Origin of the sequence: Actimicrobium sp. CCC2.4 (assembly GCF_034347385.1) — a bacterium.
Taxonomy (GTDB): Bacteria; Pseudomonadota; Gammaproteobacteria; order Burkholderiales; family Burkholderiaceae_D; genus Actimicrobium.
The window spans coordinates 2,409,344-2,428,491 of the sequence record NZ_CP133777.1 but is presented as its reverse complement, the minus strand read 5'-3'; the positions used below and the strand labels follow the sequence as shown (position 1 = coordinate 2,428,491).

Genomic DNA, 19,148 nt, shown 5'->3' with positions numbered 1-19,148 from the left:
GATCGGAAGCGCCAGTGTACCGATGCATGCCAACACGATTACTTTTGACAGCGTGCGCGTTGGCTCGGCAGCACCGGCCAACGCACCAGCTAATGTCCGGCAAGCTATCGCAGGCCGGTCCCCCAGAATGCACGCAGAGTACGAAAAATTTCTCGTACAGGGACTGGAATCGGGACGCGGGTTATTCCAATTTATCTCCCCGCGTGCGCTCCGCGTGTCGAACGAATCACGCGAAAAGCCGAGTAAAGTCACTCCGATCATCGATCAGTTGGACAAGGCAATTAAGGACTGCACAACCGGGAACGTGAGGCTGGCAGGCCGTTACGATGTGATAGCGCTCGACAAAATATCCGGCAACGCCACAGATCACTCCTGTTATCAACTGACTGTGTTCGATACGGTCGATAACAAACACATAACGGTGCCCTTAACCCAAGCCGGCCTCAGGTTTGACCAGCGGGTGCTTGAGCCCGATGACATCGAGCGGGCAAATGTATTGCTGGATCAGCACCGGAACCGACTTGGGCAGTGCGACACCGCCGCACCAGACCCGATGATCGTCAGTACCGGCGGTATCGGCCGCAATGCCACCCTGATCACCTACCGGCAAGTCCTTGCCCGCATGGGAAGCGGACTGAATTCTGCTGACCTGTTAGAGGAAATTGAAGTTGCCGTCAAAGACGGTCGTCGTGATCGCGGACCCGGCTTTATCCATTCCGAAAAGCAGTTGGAGGCGTTGCATGACGCGCTCGAACAAAAAATGCGGCAACCCGCAAATGTCGGCACGACCGCAACAGCCGCTAGTCTGCATCCAGTGGTTCAGAGTCGTTCTCGACCAAGGAGTTTATCGTTACCCAGAACGCCGCCTGCAGACCCATACCCATCCAATCCGAACACGAAGAACATCCCACGGGAAGTGATCATGTCAGACGAGGAGCGCTGTAAAGCCGCGGATGTGAACGAAATCGCGCAGTTGCCTTTTTGCGGTCATTACAACCGGGACGTGAGCGAACAGATGAAAGACGTGTGCATTTCTTTGGGAAGCGCAGAAACCAAGGAGAGCTGGCTTCCACCGCTTAAAGCGAAGAGTCTCGTAGACGACGTCTACCAAAATCTTAAGAAGTCGCGTGATATTCAAAAGATCAGCGGGGGCAATCTTTTATGCTGGCTACGCAGTTCCTGGCTACCCCTGTTTGCCGCATTGACGCCGAACCAGCTGGAGGAACGATTACTCAAAATTACGCCGTCGGCATTGCATGGGCATTCCAAAACACAGATCATTCCAGTGCTGCGCGCTATTGCCACTCAATACCGGCAAGATCCGGCCGCATTCATGAAAGGCGAAAAGCCAAAAAGCAGGAATCTATCCGTAGCTTCCCTTAGAAGTGCGCTGGAAACGGATGCCGTTCTTGGACCCTCTTCTAAATTGACCGATGCCCTGCCGAACTTGCCTAAGAATTTTGTCCCGAGCCATCCCGACCAGACGATCGAAAGCTTTCTTAGGGAGCTTCAGTTAAATATTGCCGCCGCCTTTAGAGAAAAAATTACTATGCCGGTAGCACAGGGTGAAAAACGTTACAGTCTGATGGAAGAGGTTGCTAAGCTGTCGACCCATTACGATCTTGCCACTAGCGATTTGCCTGTAACGCTACACCGCGCGTTTAATGTGCCGGTCGTTGTTGTCGAAAAGAGAGACGCTATCGGATTGCTGCGGGTTACCAGAGATGACGTGAAATACATAGACCACGCAAATGCCTTGACACAAAGCGACGAACTAACTCAACAAAGCATCACCGAGGTCATGTCTGCATTCAAACACGAGTTCGTCATCAAGCTGACAGGCATCCACTATGAGCTGTTCTTGCCAGAAAAATGAAGTGCCACAAATCGACGGCGAGGCACGCGCTGCCAACCCCATCTAGGCTGATGAATTCAGAAAAAAATGACCAGCAAGACACCAGTCCTGCACCCGCATCACCTCACTTATCCATTTTTTTCGTCCCCGGCGACCCAGCCGCCCCGCCCGCAAGTTCACCCGGCGCAGCAACTTTGGTCGCCATCATGCTCGCATAGTGCGCACGCAGGATGCTGGCCGCCGCAGCACCGGCAGTTGGTTTGCCGGTTTGCACGTAATTCATCTTGAAGGTGGATTTCACCTGATCTTCAATGGCCCCTTGCGCAAAATCTGCCGCGAACTTGCCACCATGCTGAATGACGGTCTTGCTGATGATGCGGAACATACGGTGTCTCCTTGAATCGGGTGAAGGGTCGCGCCTCCGGACATCAGCCACGCGTTCGGTGATCAGGCCTTACCGTGATGGGTATCCATTTACCCGAATGGATATCCATTCAATCCCCTGCGCCATCTGTTAAGAACTCCTTAATTTCTCCCCCCCCACACTGCATCCCATCCAAAACCCTGATGAGCGATGCCATGTCCCTGCAAGTACGTCACCTCCCGGCGCTCGTCGTCACTGCCCTGCTGGTGCTGTCCGCACAAGCCGCCACACCCGACCAGATCACGCTGACTACCGAACAGATAAGGAGCGCCGGCATCGAGACGCTGCCCGCCGCGAGCACCACCAGCGGCAGCGGCGGCACGGTGCTGGCCGGCACCGTGGTCGCGCCGACCAATGCAATCACCGTCGTCAGCGCCGTGGTCAGCGCCGTGGTCCGGCAGATCCATGTGCAGTCGCTGCAGCAAGTGCAGGCCCGCACGCCGGTGGTAACACTGTTCAGCCAGCCATTGATGGAGATGCAGCGCGATTATCTGCACCTGGCGATCGCGGCGCGGCTGGCGCAAGACAAGCTGGCGCGCGATGAAAACCTGCTCAAGGAGGGCATCATGGCCTTGTCGCGCGTGCAGGACAGTCGCGGCGCGGCGCAGCAAGCCGGCATCGCCGCGAAGGAACGCCATCAGGCATTGCGCGCAGCCGGTGTCAGTGAAGCGGCAATCCGCGCACTGATCAGTAGCAATACGCTGTCGCCGACCGTGACGGTGGTCGCCGGCGTGCGCGGCACCTTGCAGGAAATCACGATGACACCGGGCCAGCGCATCGAAGCCGGCATGCTGCTGGCCATCGTCAGCAAGGATGGCGCGCGCTGGATCGAATTCCAGGCATCGCGCCAGCAAGCCGCCTTGATCCGCACCCGCGACCTGCTGCAACTCGCCCACTGCGGCAGCGCCAAAGTCATCGCGATTTCGGGCCAGATCACCAGCGCCAACCAGAGCACGCTGGTGCGCGCCGTCCCCATCGTCAGCGATGACTGCCTGAAGCTCTATGAATTTATCGAAGCGACCCATCAGGGTGTCGCCGGCGCGGCCGGCATCCGTGTTCCGGCCGGTGCGATCGTGCGCCATGGCGATGCGGCGTTCGTGTTCGTGCGCAATGCGACCGGCTTCGCTGCGGTCAAGGTAGTCGTCGCGGCGGGAGGCGCGGATCCGGTCGCCGTCACCGGCAAGCTGGTGGCCGGCAACCCGGTTGCAGTCAAGGGACTGGCCGCGCTCAAGGGTGCGTGGATCGGCCTCGGCGCTGACGGAGCACCATGATGCTGGCCCGACTGATTACTTTTTCGCTGGCCCAGCGCCTGCTGGTGCTGGTGCTCACGCTGGTCATGATCGGTGCCGGCATCCAGGCCTTTCGCAACCTGCCTATCGATGCCTTTCCGGATGTCTCGAGCACGCAGGTCAAGCTGATCCTGAAAGCGCCCGGCATGACGCCGGAAGAAGTCGAGATGCGCATGAAGTCGTACCGAACGTCGAGGCGCTGGCGGCACGCAGGGCGCGGCGCGAATGCGCAGCAAGATCACCAGTGACAATCACGAACTGGAACTGGCGCAAGCCGAAGCTGACCTGATCGGTTTGCAGGCCGCGCGCCTGTCGAGCGAACGCATGCCTGACCCGACCCTAGCCGTGCGGGCCGGTCGTGAACGCGACGGGCAGGAACGGCTGGTCGGCATCAGCATCGCCTTCACGCTGCCGGGTGCGGGCCGCAACGCCGATCAACATGGCGCTGCCGTCAAGGCCGGCATGGCGAGCCAGCGTGCGCTCCAGACACAGCAGAAAGTCAGCGCCGCCGCGCAGCGTGTCGTCACCGACAGCGAGCGCAGCCTCGCCATCTGGCAAACCATGCAGCGCATCGCCGACCAGAGCGCGCAGCAATCCGTGACGATGATGCGCGCCTACACCCTGGGCGAAGCGACGCTGACCGATGCCTTGATGAACCGGCGCATGGCGATGGAAGCAGCGCTGGCGGCAGAATCGGCGCAGATCGATGCGCTGGCAGCGCAGGCGCGCTTGGAGCTGGATGCGCATTTGTTGTGGGCGATTGATTGAGGGACGGCACGCATAAGCGATAACCTTCCCCGTAAATATCGTAGGGTGAGCACAGCCTCATCGTGCCCACGTGCGCGCCTCAAAGACACCTGTCAATACCGACCGTGTATGGTGCATTCGTATGGGCACGATCATGCCGTGCCCACCCTTCGGAAAGGCTTTTGCAGCACGCCCCCCACCACCACCACCGGCCACCTGTTTTCCAAAGTCATTGCCCAAAAGTTGTTAAGCGCCCCACCGTACAGACCCGCGCAGAGCTGAAGTTGTATCGTTTTCCTATCGCGGAGTCGATTCGCGATATCGACATCCACCTCATTAGGCCGCTGTGTTGCGTAACGCCGCATGTGCCTGGCCTGCGGGCGCTTCGTGCCGGCATTGCCTCGACGATAACCGTTCGAACGCCCATTTCTGCCGGCCCCGCGCAGCTTGTTCCGGATGGAACAATGACCGGCGTACCCGACAATCTTTTATAAGGTGAGACAGATGACCACGACCACCAAACCCGACCAGTACATTCTTTCGCTCGACCAGGGCACCACCAGCTCGCGCGCCGTGCTGTTCAACCATGCCGGCGACATCGTCTCGGTCGCACAAAAAGAATTCCGGCAAATTTATCCCCAGCCAGGCTGGGTCGAACATGATCCGCAGGAAATCTGGTCGACCCAGGCCGGCGTCGCTGCCGAGGCGGTCACCCATGCCGGTTTGAACGGCACCTCCATTGCCGCCATCGGCATCAGCAACCAGCGCGAAACCACCATCGTCTGGGACCGTGAGACCGGCCGGCCGTTGTACAACGCGATCGTCTGGCAGGACCGACGCACCGCTGCATTTTGCGATGAGCTCAAAGAGCGCGGCCTCGAAAAAATGGTCAGGTCCAAGACCGGTCTGCCGATTGATTCGTACTTTTCGGGCACCAAGATCCGCTGGATTCTCGATAACGTCGACGGTGCGCGCGCGCGCGCCAACGAGGGCAAGCTCTGCTTCGGCACGGTCGACAGCTGGCTGGTGTGGAACTTCACCAAGCATGCACTGCACGTCACCGATGTCACCAATGCGGCGCGTACCATGCTGTTCAATATTCATACGCTGGAGTGGGATGACGAACTGCTCGAGATGCTCGATATCCCGCGCAGTATGCTGCCGGAAGTACGCTCGTCGTCCGAAATCTACGGCAAGACCAAGACCACCGTCTTTGCGACCGCGATCCCGCTGGCCGGAATCGCCGGCGACCAGCACGCAGCACTGTTCGGTCAGATGTGCACGCAACCCGGCATGGTCAAGAATACTTACGGCACCGGCTGCTTCCTGGTGATGAATACCGGTGACAAGCCGGTCGAATCGAAGAACGACCTGATCACCACGATCGCCTGGAAAATCGGCGACCAGGTCAACTACGCGCTGGAGGGCAGCATCTTCATCGGCGGCGCTGTCGTGCAATGGCTGCGCGATGGCCTGGGCATCGTCAACAATGCGGCGCAGATCGAAGCGCTGGCGCGTTCGGTGCCCGACAGCGACGGCGTGTATCTGGTGCCGGCCTTCGTCGGTCTCGGCGCGCCGCACTGGAATGCACGTGCGCGCGGCACCATGTTCGGCCTGACGCGCGGCAGTACCGCCGCCCACGTAGCCCGTGCCGGTCTCGACAGCATCGCCTACCAGTCGCACGATGTGCTCAGGGCCATGGAAGCCGACATGGAATGCAAGATCACCGAGTTGCGCGTCGACGGCGGCGCGGTCGCCAACGACCTGCTGATGCAGTTTCAGTCGGACATTCTTGGCGTCGAGGTGGTGCGGCCGAAGATCACCGAAACCACGGCACTCGGTGCTGCGTATCTGGCCGGCCTCGCGGTCGGCTACTGGAAAGACATCGACGAAATCCAGGGCCAGTGGGCGCTCGACCAGCGCTTCACGCCGGCGACCGATAGCACCGAAGCAAAGCAGGGACTCAAGGGCTGGAAGCGGGCGATCCACGCCAGCAAGGTCTGGGCCGATACGCTCTGAGACGCCGGCTGTTATCCGGACAAGATGGTCCGGCGGGCACCGACGCGCCTGATCCTTTTTTACTAGCGACCGGAACCCTATCGTGATGAGTCCTTTATTTGCTGAATTTACCGGCACCGCGCTGCTGGTCCTGCTGGGCGACGGCGTCGTCGCCAATGTCCTGCTGAACAAAACCAAGGGTCACGACAGCGGTCTGATCGTCATTGCCCTCGGCTGGGGTATGGCGGTATTTGTCGGCGTGCTGTGCACCGCCGCGGCCAGCGGCGCCCATCTGAATCCGAGCGTTACGGTGGCGCTGGCGCTGGCCGACAAATTCCCGTGGGACCAGGTGGCAGGCTATATCGCCGCGCAGATGGCCGGCGGGATGGCGGGCGCTTTTTTGGTGTGGGCGGTCTACCAGAAGCATTTTTCCGTGACGGCGGACGCCGATGTCAAGCTCGCGGTGTTCTGCACCGGGCCGGCGATCCGCGGCGCCTGGGGCAGCCTGATCTCGGAAATCGTCGCCACCTTCGTGCTGGTGTTTGCGGTCCTGAACATGGCGGCACCGCGTTTCGGACTGGGCGCGATGAATGCGTTGCCGGTCGGTCTGCTGGTGGTCGGTATTGGTGTCTCGCTTGGTGGCACGACCGGCTATGCGATGAATGCAGCACGCGACCTGGGCCCGCGCATCATGCACGCCCTGTTGCCGATTCCCGGTAAGCGCGACAGTGACTGGGGCTATGCGTGGGTGCCGGTGATCGGGCCATTGATCGGGGCTGGCTTGGCTGCGCTGTTGTACAACGCGAACTTCTGAGAGCGAACTACTCACCTTTCGATGTGTACAGAACGTCTGTCCGGTTCATCCTGAGCCAAACGCAGGGCTTGGTGGCCGGTGTGCTGTCGACAAACCAGGGACGAACAGTAAATGCTCCCGCTAACCAGCCCCCATCTCCAGCAACCCCGCCAACGCCGCCGCTGCTACCGGACGGCTGAAATAGTATCCCTGGATCTCGTCGCACTGATTGGCACGCAGGAAGGCGAGCTGCTCGGCCGTCTCGACGCCTTCGGCAATCACCTTCAAATTCAGGCTGTGTCCCAGTGCGATGACCGCGCGGGTGATGGTGGCGTCGCCCGGATCGGTGGCGATGTCGCGGATGAAGGATTGGTCGATCTTTAGCCGGTCAATCGGGAAACGCTTCAGATAACTCAGGCTCGAATAGCCGGTCCCGAAATCATCAATCGACAATTGCACCCCCAGCGACTTGAGCGCATGCAGCGTCGTGATGAAATGTTCGGCGCTGTTCATCATGATGCTTTCCGTTAGTTCGAGCTCAAGATGGCAGGCATCAAGCCCGCTGTCGCGCAGCGCCCGGCTGACCGATTCGAGTAATCCCGGCTGCATGAACTGGCGCGCCGACAAATTGACGGCCACGCAGATGCGCGGCAGGCCGGCATCCTGCCAGGCCTTGTTCTGGATACAGGCAGTGCGCAAGACCCACTCGCCGATTTGGGTGATCAGGCCGATCTCTTCGGCCACCGGAATGAATAGTGCCGGACTGATCATCGAGCCGTCGGCCTGCGGCCAGCGAATCAGCGCCTCAACGCCGATGATGCATTGGCTGTCGATGTTCACCTTGGGCTGGTAAAACACCGTGAACTCGCGGTGCTCGGTGGCCAGTCGCAAACGTGCTTCGAGGTCGGAGCGCTCGACCGACAGCGCGCCCATTTCCTTCGAGTAGTACTGGACCGAGATACCGTCCTGGGATTTGGCGCGATACATCGCCGTATCCGCATTGCGCAACAGCGCTGGCATGTCATCGCTATCACTCGGAAATACCGTGACACCGACACTGACCGAGATCACCAGATTATGTCCCTCGACCTGGAACGGCGGGATGAAGGCGGCCAGGATCTTGTCAACCACCACCACCACTTCAGCCTGCGTATGCAGGTTCGCCAGCAGCACAATAAATTCATCACCGCCCTGCCGCGCCACCGTGTCATTGTCGCGAATGGTATCGAGCAGCCGCGCAGCGACGGCTTTGAGCAGCAAGTCGCCGAGCAAGTGACCGCCGTTATCATTGATTTCCTTGAAGTGGTCCAGATCCATGAACAGCAGGGCCAGCAAGCCATGGGTGCGGCGGGCCTGCAACATTGCCTGCGCCAGCCGGTCACTGAGCAAATTGCGATTGGCCAGGCCGGTCAGCGCATCGTGGTTGGCCATATGGACGAAGCGCGCCTCGTCTTCCTTGCGGCCGGTGATGTCGATTTCGACACCATCGAAACGTACCACCGCACCGCTGGCATCGCATACCGCCTTGGCCCGGTCCTCGATCCAGCGGATCGATCCATCCGGGCGAAGAATACGGAATTCCTGCGTGACACTGCCGTTGAGCAGTAATTTGCCGCGGCGGTTGCGTACCCGCGCGGCATCGTCCGGGTGTATCACCGAGTACCACAACTTGGCATCGGCAAAAAAATCCTCGGCCGGACGGCCGTAGACCTGTTTGACGATCGGACTAAGGTAGAGCAAGTGGGTACCGGAGTGCGACCACACCACGTTGTCGATCGACCCCATGATCTCGGAGAGTTTTTCTTCGGAAGCCAGCAACGAGCGCTCGGCAGTGACTCTTCGATCCTTGTTGCGAAGGTGAATGACACCGTAGGCGATATCGCAAGCGAGCTCCTCGAACATGTCGATCTGGCTGGCGTCGAAGGCATGGGCATGACCGGCGCAAATCGTTACCACGCCGAACACCACACCGTCGTCGAGCAGCGGCATTGAAATCGCACAGCGATAACCGCGCCCGGACGCTTGCTCCTGCCAGGCCTGTAACGGCAGGATCGCCATCACGTCACTGACAACGCCTGTCACGCCGGTGCGTAAAGCTGTAGCCGCCGGCGTCCAAGCCTGTTCATCGCGTATCCAGTCGGACGGAAAATATTTTAGCTTGACATCATGGGCACCGGACTGCGCCACCGGATACAACTCGCCATCCGGTCCGGCGTAGGCAATCCAGGCCATCCGGTAGCCGCCGGTGTCGACCACGGTCTGACACATCTGGTCGAGCATGTTGGCTTCATCGATAGCCCGCACCATGACCTGGTTGCAGCGCGCCATCACCGTCCGTGCCCGCAGGCTGGCACTGAGCGATTCCTGGGCCTGTAGACGTTGCGCCATCTCGGCCGTCAGTAACTGGTGCTGGGCCTGAATCTGTGCATAGAGCTGCAGGTTTTCATAGGACACGGCGAGCTGGGCCGCAACCGTCGCAGCGGCTTGCCGGTCGCCTTCGCTGAAGCCGACGCTATCGACTTTGTCGAGCAGGTACAGCCAGCCATGGATGTGGTCCCGCGAGGCCACCGGCACACCAAGAAAGGAGTGGACCGGGCTATGCCAGTCGGGCAGACCGGCTTCCTGCGGATTACCTGACAACCCGGCCAGACAGACCACGGGGCCGCCGGCCATCAAGGCCGCCAGCGTGCCGCTGGCCGGCGCAAATGTCAGCATCCTCTTTACCGAGGCATCAATACCGCGCGTCACCAGATGGCACGGAATGGTCGCGTTGAGCTCATACATCGCGACGACGGCCGAACGGGCGCGGCAAATATTGACAGCAACGCGACAACCGGATTCGAGCAGGCTCAGCGGCTTGCGCTCGGCGGCCAGCTCGATGCCGAGGTCAACCAGCGCAGTCAGGTGCAGGCTGACCTCCTGCAGGCTGGCCAGTGACACCGACAGGCGCTCCGCGACCTCGCGGATTTCTTTTGCTTCCAGCAGCAGTACGACGTCATCCTGTGCCAGCCTGGCAATCAGGTTGCTGCTGATTTCGAGGTCGACAAGGTAATCGACCAGCTGGTTGTCGACGCGGGCAAAACCGGCACGCTCGCCGGGCGTGATACCGGCCGTGACGTAATTGGCAATCTGCATCGGCAGGCCGAGTGCTTCGTGGACGGTTTTCAGAATCACGCCCGGTTCGGACGGCTTGGGCAAGACCCAGCGCACGTTGCAGGCTTGCGCCATGATCGTGGCTTCGCGCTCGCGGTAGCTGGCCGTGTAAAAAATCGCCGGCGTCTGCGCAATGTCGGGATCGTTCTGCATCGCCGTGACGAACTCGTAGCCGTCCATGTTGGGCATCACGATGTCGACAATGACGAGGTCGGGCCGCGCGGCGCGCATGACCTTCATGCCTTCAACGCCGTCGCGCGCTTCGAGCAGCTGATGGCCGCCGTAGCCCAGCAATGTACTCAGGAATTCCCTGTTCAGTACGTGATCGTCAACAATCAGGATGGTCGCCATGCGTCCTCGCAGTCGGGTCAATGAGCGCGTGCAGATCGATGGGCAGAAACACGTCGAGCTGCGAAATGAAGCTGGTCGGTTCGATCGGCTTGCCGATATAACCGTTGAAGCCTGCCGACAGCAGCTTGTCACGGTCACCGGCCATGGCCAGTGCGGTGACAGCGATGATCGGGATGTCTGCCAGCGCAGGGTGGGCTTTCAGGTGGCGCACGACGCCATAACCGTCCATGCCGGGCAAGTACACATCACAGACGATCAGGTCCGGCAAGGCGCTGGCTGCCAGTGCCACGCCGGCCGGGCCGTCCGGCGCGAGCAGCACCGTGTGGCCATACGCCTGCAGCAGGTAGCTCATCAATTCCATACCGGCCGGGTTGTCTTCGATGATGAGGATGCGGGCCGGCATCGCTCAGGCCGCACGTAAGGACAGCGTGAACCGGCTGCCGGCACCGAACTCGCTATCGCAATCGAGTTCGCCACCGATCAGTCCGGTCAGTTTGCGGCTCAGGTATAAGCCCAGACCGGTGCCGTCGACATGCCGCGTTGACCCCGCATCGATTTGCGAAAACGCCCGGAACAACTTGACCTGCTCGGCCGGCCGGATGCCGATGCCGCTATCGGAGACACAGAAATCAAGCCAGCGGCTGCCCCCGGTTTCACGCGCCGACAAGCGGATCACGATCCCGCCGGTCTCGGTAAATTTGATCGCGTTGTTGATCAGGTTGATGAGGATCTGGCGTAGCGCACGCAGGTCGGTGTGCACGGTGATCTCGGCAGCCGGCAAGTCACTGCGCAAAGACAGCCCTTTTTGTGTCGCCATCGGGCCCAGCGTGTCGGCGAGCTGGCCGATGATGTGCTGGCAGATGACCGGCTCGATGAGCATGTCGAGCTTGCCGGATTCAATTTTTGCAAGGTCCAGCAAGTCGTTGATGAGCGACAGCAAATGCCGTGCGCTGGCTTGTATGGTCTTGAGTTGCCGGTCCTGATCGCCCGTCAGTGGTCCCGGCAGGCGCATCAATAGCGTGCCGGTAAAGCCGATGATGGCATTGAGCGGCGTGCGCAATTCATGTGACATGCCGGTCAGGAAACGGTCCTTGGCCAGATTGGCGTTTTCCAGCGCGGCGTTTTTTTCTTGCAGTGTCCGCTCGCTGCGCTTGCGCTCGCTCATGTCGCGAATAGCAGTTGCCACCAGCAAGCCCTCCCCGGTGTCGAGCGGACTGCGACTGATCTCGACCGGGAATTCGGTGCCGTCCTTGCGCACGCCGGACAGGCCCGGCCCGGCAGCGATGACGTGGTCGCGCGGCGGCAGCAGGTTGTCGACCGGCACGCCGCACAGTTCTGCCGGGGCATAGCCAAAAAGGCACGCCGCCCGTGAGTTGACCAGTACGATACGACCGGTCGCATTGACGATCACGAGCCCGTCCGGCATGGACTCGAGCAGCTTGCCGAAGCGGGCATCAAGTAGCCTGGCATCGCGCTCTGCCTTCAACAGCGTGATGTCCTTGTCGCAGAACACGATGGCGTCGCAAACGCCCTGCGCGGACCGCACGGCCTTGCCGGTGACGTCGACGTAAATGAGAGCGCCATCTTTTTTCCGGCGCAGCGATTCGTGTTTGCTGAGGCCGCTGGCGGCGATGGTCTGGCGTATGCGGGATTCTTCGTCGGCGCGCTCAGACGGCACGATCAGGTCATGCATGGCCTGGCCGACGGCCTCGCTGCCGGTGTAGCCGAACAGCGCCTGCGCACCGGGCGACCAATGCTGCACCACCCCCTGCAGCGAGACGATGATGATCGCGTCGGGCGTTTCATCACGGGTGGTCCTGTCGAAGTCTGTCGTCATGCATGCTTTCGCTGCCGATACGGCTAATCGGGACTGCGCTCCGGTGCCGGCACCCTCCGGCAACAGAGGGTATTGGACACAAAGTGGCATGAGTATAGAGCGGGTTCCTGCATTGCAAAGGTGATCCTAGGTCGCCCTGAAATCTCGCTCATCCGGCGTTTTTGTCAGTCGGTCACGAGCCTCATTGCTGCTGTGCTACCATCCGCGCTGCTAGGGGTCCCGCACGCCATTGTTTGATGGTCTGCAGGTGAGATTCACCCTTCGAACCTGATCTGGATCATGCCAGCGTAGGGAAGCGCAAAGTACTACGTCTCTTTGATCGCCTCTGCGTTGCCTCCAGTGTTTTTCCACCTGACAGAGCACACCATGACGGCACCAAATTTTTCCCTGACCCGTATTTCTTTTGTTATCGCCCAGGCTCTCGCCAGCATCGCGGTCGCGCATGCGCAAACCAGTCAGCAGGTGATCGTCACCGACACCACACCGAAGCGCGACGCCGCGTCATCCGTTGGCGGTTTCGGCGATGCCGCGCTGCTGCAGACCCCGGCTGCCATCAACGTGATCGGCCAGGAGCAGTTGCAGGACTGGCGCGTGCGGCGCATCGCCGATGTCATCAAGCTCGATGCCAGCCTCAATGAAGCCTATAACGCGGTCGGTTATGCCGAGCAGTTTTCGTTGCGCGGCTTCCCGCTCGACAATGCATCGAGCTATCGCAAGGATGGTTTGCCGATTGCGTCTGACGCTTCGATCCCCCTTGAAAACAAGGAACGCATCGACATCCTGAAAGGCTTGAGCGGTTTGCAAGGCGGCGTCTCGACACCGGGCGGGCTGATTGATTTTGTGACCAAGCGCCCGACGGCGGCACCGTTGCGATCGATACTGTTCGAGGTCAGCGAACGCGGCACCGTGCTCGGTTCGGTCGATCTGGGCGGTCGCTTCGAGGACCGGCGTTTCGGCTACCGGATCAATGCTGCGGCCGAGCAATTGCGCTCGTATGTCAAGGGTGCCGATGGCCAGCGACAGTTCGTTTCCGGCGCCTTCGACTGGCAGATTTCGCCCAAGGCCTTGCTGCAGATCGACCTCGATAACCAGCACAAATCACAGATCACCGCGCCCGGTTATCAGCTCATCGGCGGCACCGGTTTGCCGGCGGGCGTGTCGGCCCGCACGCTGCTCAATGACCAGCCGTGGAGTAAACCGGTGGTCACCGATAGCAGCAATATCGGCTTGCGCTTTGCCTATCAATGGAATGCTGACTGGACCAGCACGGTCGCGGCCAACAAGTACAAGCTCAAGCGCGATGACTTTGCCGCCTTCCCGTTCGGCTGCGGATTTGCTGCCGGCTTCTGTGCCAATGGCGACTATGACGTCTACGATTACCAGAGCACCGGCGAGGTCAAGACGCTGCTGTCGACGCAGGCGCTGTTGCAAGGCAAATTCGCCACCGGCAGCCTGCGCCACCAGCTCACGCTGGGAGCGGACACGCTGCGCCGGCGCGATGAATACGGCGACTACGTGTACGACTATCGCGGCACCAGCAACATCTATCAATCGATGGCGGTATCGCCGTCGCCGCTGACCACCGGACCGGTGTCGCTGCAACGCAAGGGCAACGAGCAGGCCGTCTTCGTGCAGGACATCATCAGCCTGACCGGGCAGGTCCAGCTGCATGCCGGACTGCGCCGCGCCGAACTGGAACGCGTGCAGCTTGGCAGCACCTTCAACCGCACTTACGTGCTGCCTTCGCTGGCGCTGGTCTACAACCCGATGGCGAGCCTGAGCCTGTATGGATCGTATTCGCAGGGACTCGAGCATGGCGGCGTGGCACCGTTCGGTACCAACAACGTGAACCGGATTCTGGATCCGGGCACGTCGCGCCAGCAGGAAATCGGCATCAAGACAGCCTTGATTCCGGGCTGGCAAATGACGGCCGCGCTGTTCCAGATCAGCAAGCCGCTCGAATACACGAACGCCAATTACGACTACGTGCGCAATGGCGATGCGGTCCATCGCGGCCTGGAGCTGGCGGCGCAGGGCAAGCTGACGCGTGACCTGACACTGGGTCTGACGGCGATGGCCTTGCAGGCACGCCAGCGCAATACCGGCGATGCGGTGCAGGACAATCAGCGCGTGACCAACGTGCCGGCCTTCAAGTCCGGCGTGACGCTCGATTACGCGGTGCCGCAACTGGCCGGCGTCAAGCTCAATGGCGCGTGGGTATATTCCAGCGACAAGATATTCAGTCCGGACAGCGTGGTCCGCGCGACCATTCCGTCGTACCACGTGGTCGACCTGGGCGCGCGCTATGTCACCACCGTCAATGGTGTTGCCACGACGCTGCGGGCCAATATCGACAACGTCTTCGACAAGTTCTACTGGCGCGATGCCTCGACGGCACTGGGCGGGTATTTGCTGCCGGGTGCGCCGCGGACCTTCAAGATCTCGGCGCAGCTTGATTTTTAACGGATGAAAATCAGCGGGCGGTGCTCAACAGACGGTTGAAATCGCTGTCCAGCCTGGTCAGCGCCACATCAATCCGGACCCGCCGTTCCTTGATCCAGTCCTCCTGCTGCGACAGGGATAAGCGGGCACCCTTGAGCATGCGCTCCATCTCGACGGGTTGCGGACCACCTGTGGTGGCGCGGTTGTTGACGATCGCGACAGGGTCAAGGGTCGAACGGAATTCCTGCTCACTCATCGGCAGTTCGCCACCCTGATCTTTCACGGCATCGCGATAGATCCGCTGCGCCTGATCGTACGGAAAGTCGAGCGGCTTGATGTTGTGTTCCTTGGCGTAGTCGACAATCTCCGACGCAAAATGATGGCCGAGCCGGAACGGCAGTTTGTATTTACGCATCAGCACATCGGCCAGTTCCTGCGACGCGGTCCAGTCGCTATTCAATTCTTCCAGCGAGCGCTGCGGATCGATGACCAGCGCATTGAGAATCTTGTCCCAGCCTTTGAGAAACACGATGGCGCTGTTGACCATTGCACTGTTGGCGCTGACTTCCTTGGCATCGCCCATGCCGGGCGTGATGTTGTGCGCCTGGATGATCGTTCCCATCGCCAGCGTGATGGCAGTCGACGCATCACGACGGGTTGCATTGAGCAAACCCGGATTGCGCTTTTGCGGCATCGCACTTGAGACATAGGTGTTGCCGCCCCCCTCCTGCAACAAAATCCATGGGCGCGGTTGCGCGTACTGCGTCATCACGTCCTCAATGAAATTACCGGCGTGCAGCGCGATGCTGGTGACGACGGCACCAACCTCGACCGGTTGTTCGGTTGACGATATCTGCGCGGCGTCGTAAGCATTGTCGACAATCGCCGCAAAGCCAAGATAGCTCGCCATGCGGGGACGATTGAGCGGCCAGCTGGTGCCGTTGAGGACTGTGGTCCCCATCGCACTGCGATCAATACGAACGTAAGTTTCACGGATGCGTTGCGCATCGCGTTCCAGGCCGGCGGCATGACCGAGCAGGTAATGGCCGAAGCTATTCGGTTGGGCCGCCACACCATTGGTGTAGTTGGGCACGATAGTGGCGCGGTGCTTTGCGGCCAGCCTGACCAGCGACGCGGAGGTCCGGTTCAATTGATCGGCCAGGTTGAGCAGATCGTCGCGCAGTATCGCCGCACGGTAGGTGGCATGCATGTCCTGGCTGGACCGTCCGGCATGCAGCAGCGTGACCTCAGGCCCTGCGGCAGCAATGAGCAAGGGCTCGAAGGTAATGACACTGGACGGCCGTTTTGCTCCCGGCAGACTGCCGTCAGCCAGCACTTTGGCAATGCCGCCGGCAACCCGCGGCACCATCGCTTTATCCAGCAAGCCCTCGTCCGCATTGATGACGGCGGTGGCCTTGTTCATCTCTCCGAGCCAGAAAAATTCATCGCGACGCTCTGTCGTTGCGGCCAGGACGGGGGCGATCTGAACAGAGAGGATCAGGGCAAGGGCGAAGGTGGGCAATGGTGGCATGGGGTCCTGTCGGAATCGGTTGGGCAGAGGGTGCGTCGATTATAGGCGCGCCGTCGTGTCGCACCGACGCGGATAGCGCATCGCCTTTATACTCCGGCCGGTCGTCCTATCCCGGGCACACCCTCCGCTCTGACCGCCTTCACCAGAAAGACAACCATGACCGATTTAATCCAGAAACTGCATTGGCGCTATGCGGCAAAAAAACTGAACCCGGCTAAAAAGGTTCCACAGGAAAAGGTAGACCGCATTATCGAAGCAGTGCGTCTGACCGCCAGCTCAAGCGGCCTGCAACCGTATCAACTTTTTGTCGTCACGAATCCGGCCTTGCTCGAACAAATCAAGGCCGTCGCATGGAACCAGGCACAGGTCACCGATTGCTCCCATCTGCTGGTCTTCGCCGCGTGGGACAACTACACGGCAGAGCGCATCAACATGATGTTTGACCTGACCAACGAAGTGCGCGGCTTCAAGAACGAAGGCTGGGAAAGTTATCGTCAGTCCTTGCTCAACAGCTATCCGCAGCGTGACGCCGATGTCAACTATGAGCACGCGGCCAGGCAAGCCTATATCGGCCTTGGTTCAGCGCTGATCGCCGCCGCGTATGAAGAGGTCGACAGTACCCCGATGGAAGGCTTCAATCCGGCAGCTGTCGATGAGATTCTTGACTTGACTGCACGGAACCTGCGCAGCGTCGTCCTGTTACCGTTGGGCTATCGGGAAGAGGCGCAGGACTGGCTCGTCAATCTGAAAAAAATCCGTCGGCCACAGGAGACCTTCGTCACCGAAATGAAGTAACTTTTTTTTGTGCCGCCAGCGATAAAGCCGGACCAATCGCGCAATCCGGCACGTACGCGTGGTCACGGTCAAGCTGTGCCCACGCTACGATATCGAGGCGTTGCGATGCGCTCGACTCTCTATGGCGCTCCCCGCTAGTGCACTGACAAAATCCTCCGCTTCCAGCGGCGGATAAAACAGGAATCCTTGTGCGCTGTCACAGCCGTCCTCGCTCAGCAGTTGCCGCTGCGCGGTGGTCTCGACCCCTTCGGCGACTACCCGTACGCCGAGCGCGTGTCCCATCCCGATGACGGTGCGTGCGATCGAGCGGAGCTCCGGCTGATCGGTAATGCCTTCGATGAAGCTGCGGTCGACTTTCAATTCGCGGATCGGCAATTTGTGCAGGACCGCCAGTGACGAATAGCCGATGCCGAAGTCATCTATGCTCAGCGTAACGCCGATTTTTTCGAGCTGCAGCACGTGCTCTAGCGCCTGGTCAAGCCGGTCCATCAATGCGCTTTCCGTCAGTTCGATGCCGATGCTTTCGGCCGGCACCCTCGCCTGCGTGATCATGCCGGCGATCTTGTCGACAAAATCGACATCGCGCAGCTGGTAGCTCGAAACATTAATGGCAATGCGCGGTACCACGATGCCGCGGCCGCGCCAGAGCGCGATTTGTGTCAGCACCTGCCCGAACACCAGGCTCCCGATTTCACCCATCAAGCCGCAATGTTCGGCAATCGGAATGAAACAGGACGGCGGAATGTCGCCCAGCACCGGATCGCACCAGCGCAACAAGGCCTCGGCACCGACAATGCGACCGCTGACCATATCGACTTTGGGCTGGTACACCATGCGCAACTGGCCGGCCACGACGGCGTGTCGCAAATCGACTTCCAGCTGGTTGCGCTGGAGTGCCTGTTGCTTCATTTCACTGGCGAAGAACTGGTATTGGTTGCGACCGTATTGCTTGGCCAGATACATGGCGCTGTCAGCGACACCGAGCAGACTGGCGCTGTCATTGCCATCTTCCGGGAAGACCGCAATGCCGACACTGGCGCTCAACGTCAGCTTGCTGCTGTTGATCGAAAAGGCGCTCGACATGGCAGACACTATCCGGTTGGCTACGCGGATGACATCCGGCAGATCGACGTTACCAAGGACTGCCACGAACTCGTCACCACCCAGCCGTGCCAGCGTGTCGGCGTCGCGCACGCAGCGTAGCAGTCGCGCGGCCGCCTGCTTGAGGATGCGGTCGCCAATTGCATGGCCGAGGCTGTCGTTGACGTTCTTGAAATCATCGAGATCGATGAACAGCACCGCGACTTTTTGCTTGGTGCGTTTGGCCTGGGAGATGGCCTGCTTGAGGCGGTCTGCCAGCAAGCTGCGGTTAGGCAATCCGGTCAGGTTGTCATGGGTGGCGAGAAATGCGATGCGCTGATGGTGCGCCAGGCTACTGGCAGCCTCCTCGTCGGCAGTCCGGCCGCCGACGCCATGCAGGGGTGCAACACGGAGATTGTCGAACACGACCAGCATGAGCCCCTGAGTGATCCCATCCGGTCCGCGTAACGAGGTGAGTTCAGCGTGGCAAGGCCGTCCGTCGATCAGCAGTGAAAGCGCTTCTGCACCGCCGCTGGCTAGCAGCATCTCGAAAAGAGCGACAGCACCATCGAGGCCGCGCGGCAGCGGCAGGCAACTGACATGCTGATCGGCATGGGCCGGTGTCAGGCCGAATCCCCCCAATCCTGCCTCATTGATGTAGCGCAGGTGCAAATCTTGATCGAATACGGCCACCGGAAAGCCGAGGTGGTTGCCGAAATGGTCAAAACTCATCGTGAAGGGATGACGAGCGAGCGGGCAAGACGTGTCGATAGCCTTGTTCATGATTGTTTCCCTCCTTATAGATATCCTGTCTTCCCCGCCTTGTGCAGACAACCTTGCATTCAAGAACTAA

At 60.3% G+C, this 19,148-nt stretch carries 13 protein-coding genes, 1 pseudogene and 1 riboswitch; of the genes and pseudogenes, 8 read left to right on the top strand and 6 right to left on the bottom strand.

All coding sequences use genetic code 11. The features are described from left to right. Positions 1-22: 22 nt before the first annotated feature. Positions 23-1,876: a hypothetical protein gene (locus RHM62_RS11290; protein WP_322122199.1), complete on the top strand. Its 1,854-nt coding sequence runs from the start codon at positions 23-25 to the stop codon at positions 1,874-1,876. A gap of 103 nt (positions 1,877-1,979) precedes the next feature. Here RHM62_RS11290 and RHM62_RS11285 read toward each other — a convergent pair whose 3' ends face one another. Beyond that, positions 1,980-2,240, bottom strand: a complete 261-nt coding sequence (locus RHM62_RS11285) for a hypothetical protein (RefSeq protein ID WP_322122198.1) — start codon at positions 2,238-2,240, stop codon at positions 1,980-1,982. Between the two features lie 194 nt (positions 2,241-2,434). Between RHM62_RS11285 and RHM62_RS11280 the strand changes: the two genes are divergently transcribed. The 5 genes and pseudogenes from RHM62_RS11280 to RHM62_RS11260 all read left to right on the top strand — a co-directional run bounded on the left by RHM62_RS11280 (position 2,435) and on the right by RHM62_RS11260 (position 7,127). Further along, positions 2,435-3,550, top strand: a complete 1,116-nt coding sequence (locus tag RHM62_RS11280; protein WP_322122197.1) for an efflux RND transporter periplasmic adaptor subunit — start codon at positions 2,435-2,437, stop codon at positions 3,548-3,550. After that, a pseudogene (locus RHM62_RS11275) lies at positions 3,550-3,744 on the top strand (efflux RND transporter permease subunit); the annotation flags it as partial. The gene RHM62_RS11280 and the pseudogene RHM62_RS11275, both read left to right, overlap by 1 nt. Positions 3,745-3,793: 49 nt before the next feature. After that, on the top strand, positions 3,794-4,336 hold the full coding sequence (locus RHM62_RS11270; RefSeq protein ID WP_322122195.1) for a TolC family protein: 543 nt from the start codon (positions 3,794-3,796) through the stop codon (positions 4,334-4,336). A 483-nt stretch (positions 4,337-4,819) separates the two neighbouring features. After that, positions 4,820-6,334, top strand: a complete 1,515-nt coding sequence (gene glpK, locus RHM62_RS11265) for a glycerol kinase GlpK (RefSeq protein ID WP_322122194.1) — start codon at positions 4,820-4,822, stop codon at positions 6,332-6,334. Between the two features lie 85 nt (positions 6,335-6,419). Next, on the top strand, positions 6,420-7,127 hold the full coding sequence (locus tag RHM62_RS11260) for an MIP/aquaporin family protein (protein WP_322122193.1): 708 nt from the start codon (positions 6,420-6,422) through the stop codon (positions 7,125-7,127). A gap of 120 nt (positions 7,128-7,247) precedes the next feature. Here the strand turns inward: RHM62_RS11260 and RHM62_RS11255 are convergent, their stop codons facing one another. Genes RHM62_RS11255 through RHM62_RS11245 form a run of 3 tightly spaced genes read right to left on the bottom strand, consistent with a single transcriptional unit; the run spans position 7,248 to position 12,447 of the window. Then, on the bottom strand, positions 7,248-10,610 hold the full coding sequence (locus RHM62_RS11255; RefSeq protein ID WP_322122192.1) for an EAL domain-containing protein: 3,363 nt from the start codon (positions 10,608-10,610) through the stop codon (positions 7,248-7,250). Next, a complete protein-coding gene (locus tag RHM62_RS11250) occupies positions 10,588-11,013 on the bottom strand; it encodes a response regulator (protein WP_322122191.1) in 426 nt (141 codons plus the stop codon). Before RHM62_RS11250 ends, RHM62_RS11255 begins: the two co-directional genes overlap by 23 nt. Before the next feature lie 3 nt (positions 11,014-11,016). Then, a complete protein-coding gene (locus RHM62_RS11245) occupies positions 11,017-12,447 on the bottom strand; it encodes a PAS domain S-box protein (protein WP_322122190.1) in 1,431 nt (476 codons plus the stop codon). 202 nt (positions 12,448-12,649) lie between these two features. Next, a riboswitch (TPP riboswitch) is annotated at positions 12,650-12,758 on the top strand. A gap of 55 nt (positions 12,759-12,813) precedes the next feature. Here RHM62_RS11245 and RHM62_RS11240 point away from each other — a divergent pair. Beyond that, positions 12,814-14,910: a TonB-dependent siderophore receptor gene (locus tag RHM62_RS11240; protein ID WP_322122189.1), complete on the top strand. Its 2,097-nt coding sequence runs from the start codon at positions 12,814-12,816 to the stop codon at positions 14,908-14,910. Positions 14,911-14,920: 10 nt separating this feature from the next. Here the strand turns inward: RHM62_RS11240 and RHM62_RS11235 are convergent, their stop codons facing one another. Further along, positions 14,921-16,420: a lyase family protein gene (locus RHM62_RS11235; RefSeq protein ID WP_322122188.1), complete on the bottom strand. Its 1,500-nt coding sequence runs from the start codon at positions 16,418-16,420 to the stop codon at positions 14,921-14,923. A 156-nt stretch (positions 16,421-16,576) separates the two neighbouring features. Here RHM62_RS11235 and RHM62_RS11230 point away from each other — a divergent pair, with 156 nt between their 5' ends. Next, the gene (locus RHM62_RS11230; RefSeq protein WP_322122187.1) at positions 16,577-17,215 is read left to right on the top strand and encodes an NAD(P)H-dependent oxidoreductase; all 639 of its coding nucleotides are present in this window, start codon (positions 16,577-16,579) and stop codon (positions 17,213-17,215) included. A gap of 84 nt (positions 17,216-17,299) precedes the next feature. Here RHM62_RS11230 and RHM62_RS11225 read toward each other — a convergent pair whose 3' ends face one another. Then, positions 17,300-19,078: a putative bifunctional diguanylate cyclase/phosphodiesterase gene (locus RHM62_RS11225; protein ID WP_322122186.1), complete on the bottom strand. Its 1,779-nt coding sequence runs from the start codon at positions 19,076-19,078 to the stop codon at positions 17,300-17,302. Positions 19,079-19,148 lie beyond the last annotated feature (70 nt).

What these genes read in the sequence shown, in the direction of transcription:
- glpK (WP_322122194.1), top strand. Translation starts at nt 4,820, where the DNA reads ATGACCACGACCACCAAACCCGACCAGTACATTCTTTCGCTCGACCAG.
- RHM62_RS11260 (WP_322122193.1), top strand. Translation starts at nt 6,420, where the DNA reads ATGAGTCCTTTATTTGCTGAATTTACCGGCACCGCGCTGCTGGTCCTG.
- RHM62_RS11240 (WP_322122189.1), top strand. Translation starts at nt 12,814, where the DNA reads ATGACGGCACCAAATTTTTCCCTGACCCGTATTTCTTTTGTTATCGCC.
- RHM62_RS11270 (WP_322122195.1), top strand. Translation starts at nt 3,794, where the DNA reads ATGCGCAGCAAGATCACCAGTGACAATCACGAACTGGAACTGGCGCAA.
- RHM62_RS11245 (WP_322122190.1), bottom strand. Translation starts at nt 12,447, where the DNA reads ATGACGACAGACTTCGACAGGACCACCCGTGATGAAACGCCCGACGCG.
- RHM62_RS11250 (WP_322122191.1), bottom strand. Translation starts at nt 11,013, where the DNA reads ATGCCGGCCCGCATCCTCATCATCGAAGACAACCCGGCCGGTATGGAA.
- RHM62_RS11290 (WP_322122199.1), top strand. Translation starts at nt 23, where the DNA reads ATGCATGCCAACACGATTACTTTTGACAGCGTGCGCGTTGGCTCGGCA.
- RHM62_RS11280 (WP_322122197.1), top strand. Translation starts at nt 2,435, where the DNA reads ATGTCCCTGCAAGTACGTCACCTCCCGGCGCTCGTCGTCACTGCCCTG.
- RHM62_RS11230 (WP_322122187.1), top strand. Translation starts at nt 16,577, where the DNA reads ATGACCGATTTAATCCAGAAACTGCATTGGCGCTATGCGGCAAAAAAA.
- RHM62_RS11235 (WP_322122188.1), bottom strand. Translation starts at nt 16,420, where the DNA reads ATGCCACCATTGCCCACCTTCGCCCTTGCCCTGATCCTCTCTGTTCAG.
- RHM62_RS11285 (WP_322122198.1), bottom strand. Translation starts at nt 2,240, where the DNA reads ATGTTCCGCATCATCAGCAAGACCGTCATTCAGCATGGTGGCAAGTTC.
- RHM62_RS11255 (WP_322122192.1), bottom strand. Translation starts at nt 10,610, where the DNA reads ATGGCGACCATCCTGATTGTTGACGATCACGTACTGAACAGGGAATTC.
- RHM62_RS11225 (WP_322122186.1), bottom strand. Translation starts at nt 19,078, where the DNA reads ATGAACAAGGCTATCGACACGTCTTGCCCGCTCGCTCGTCATCCCTTC.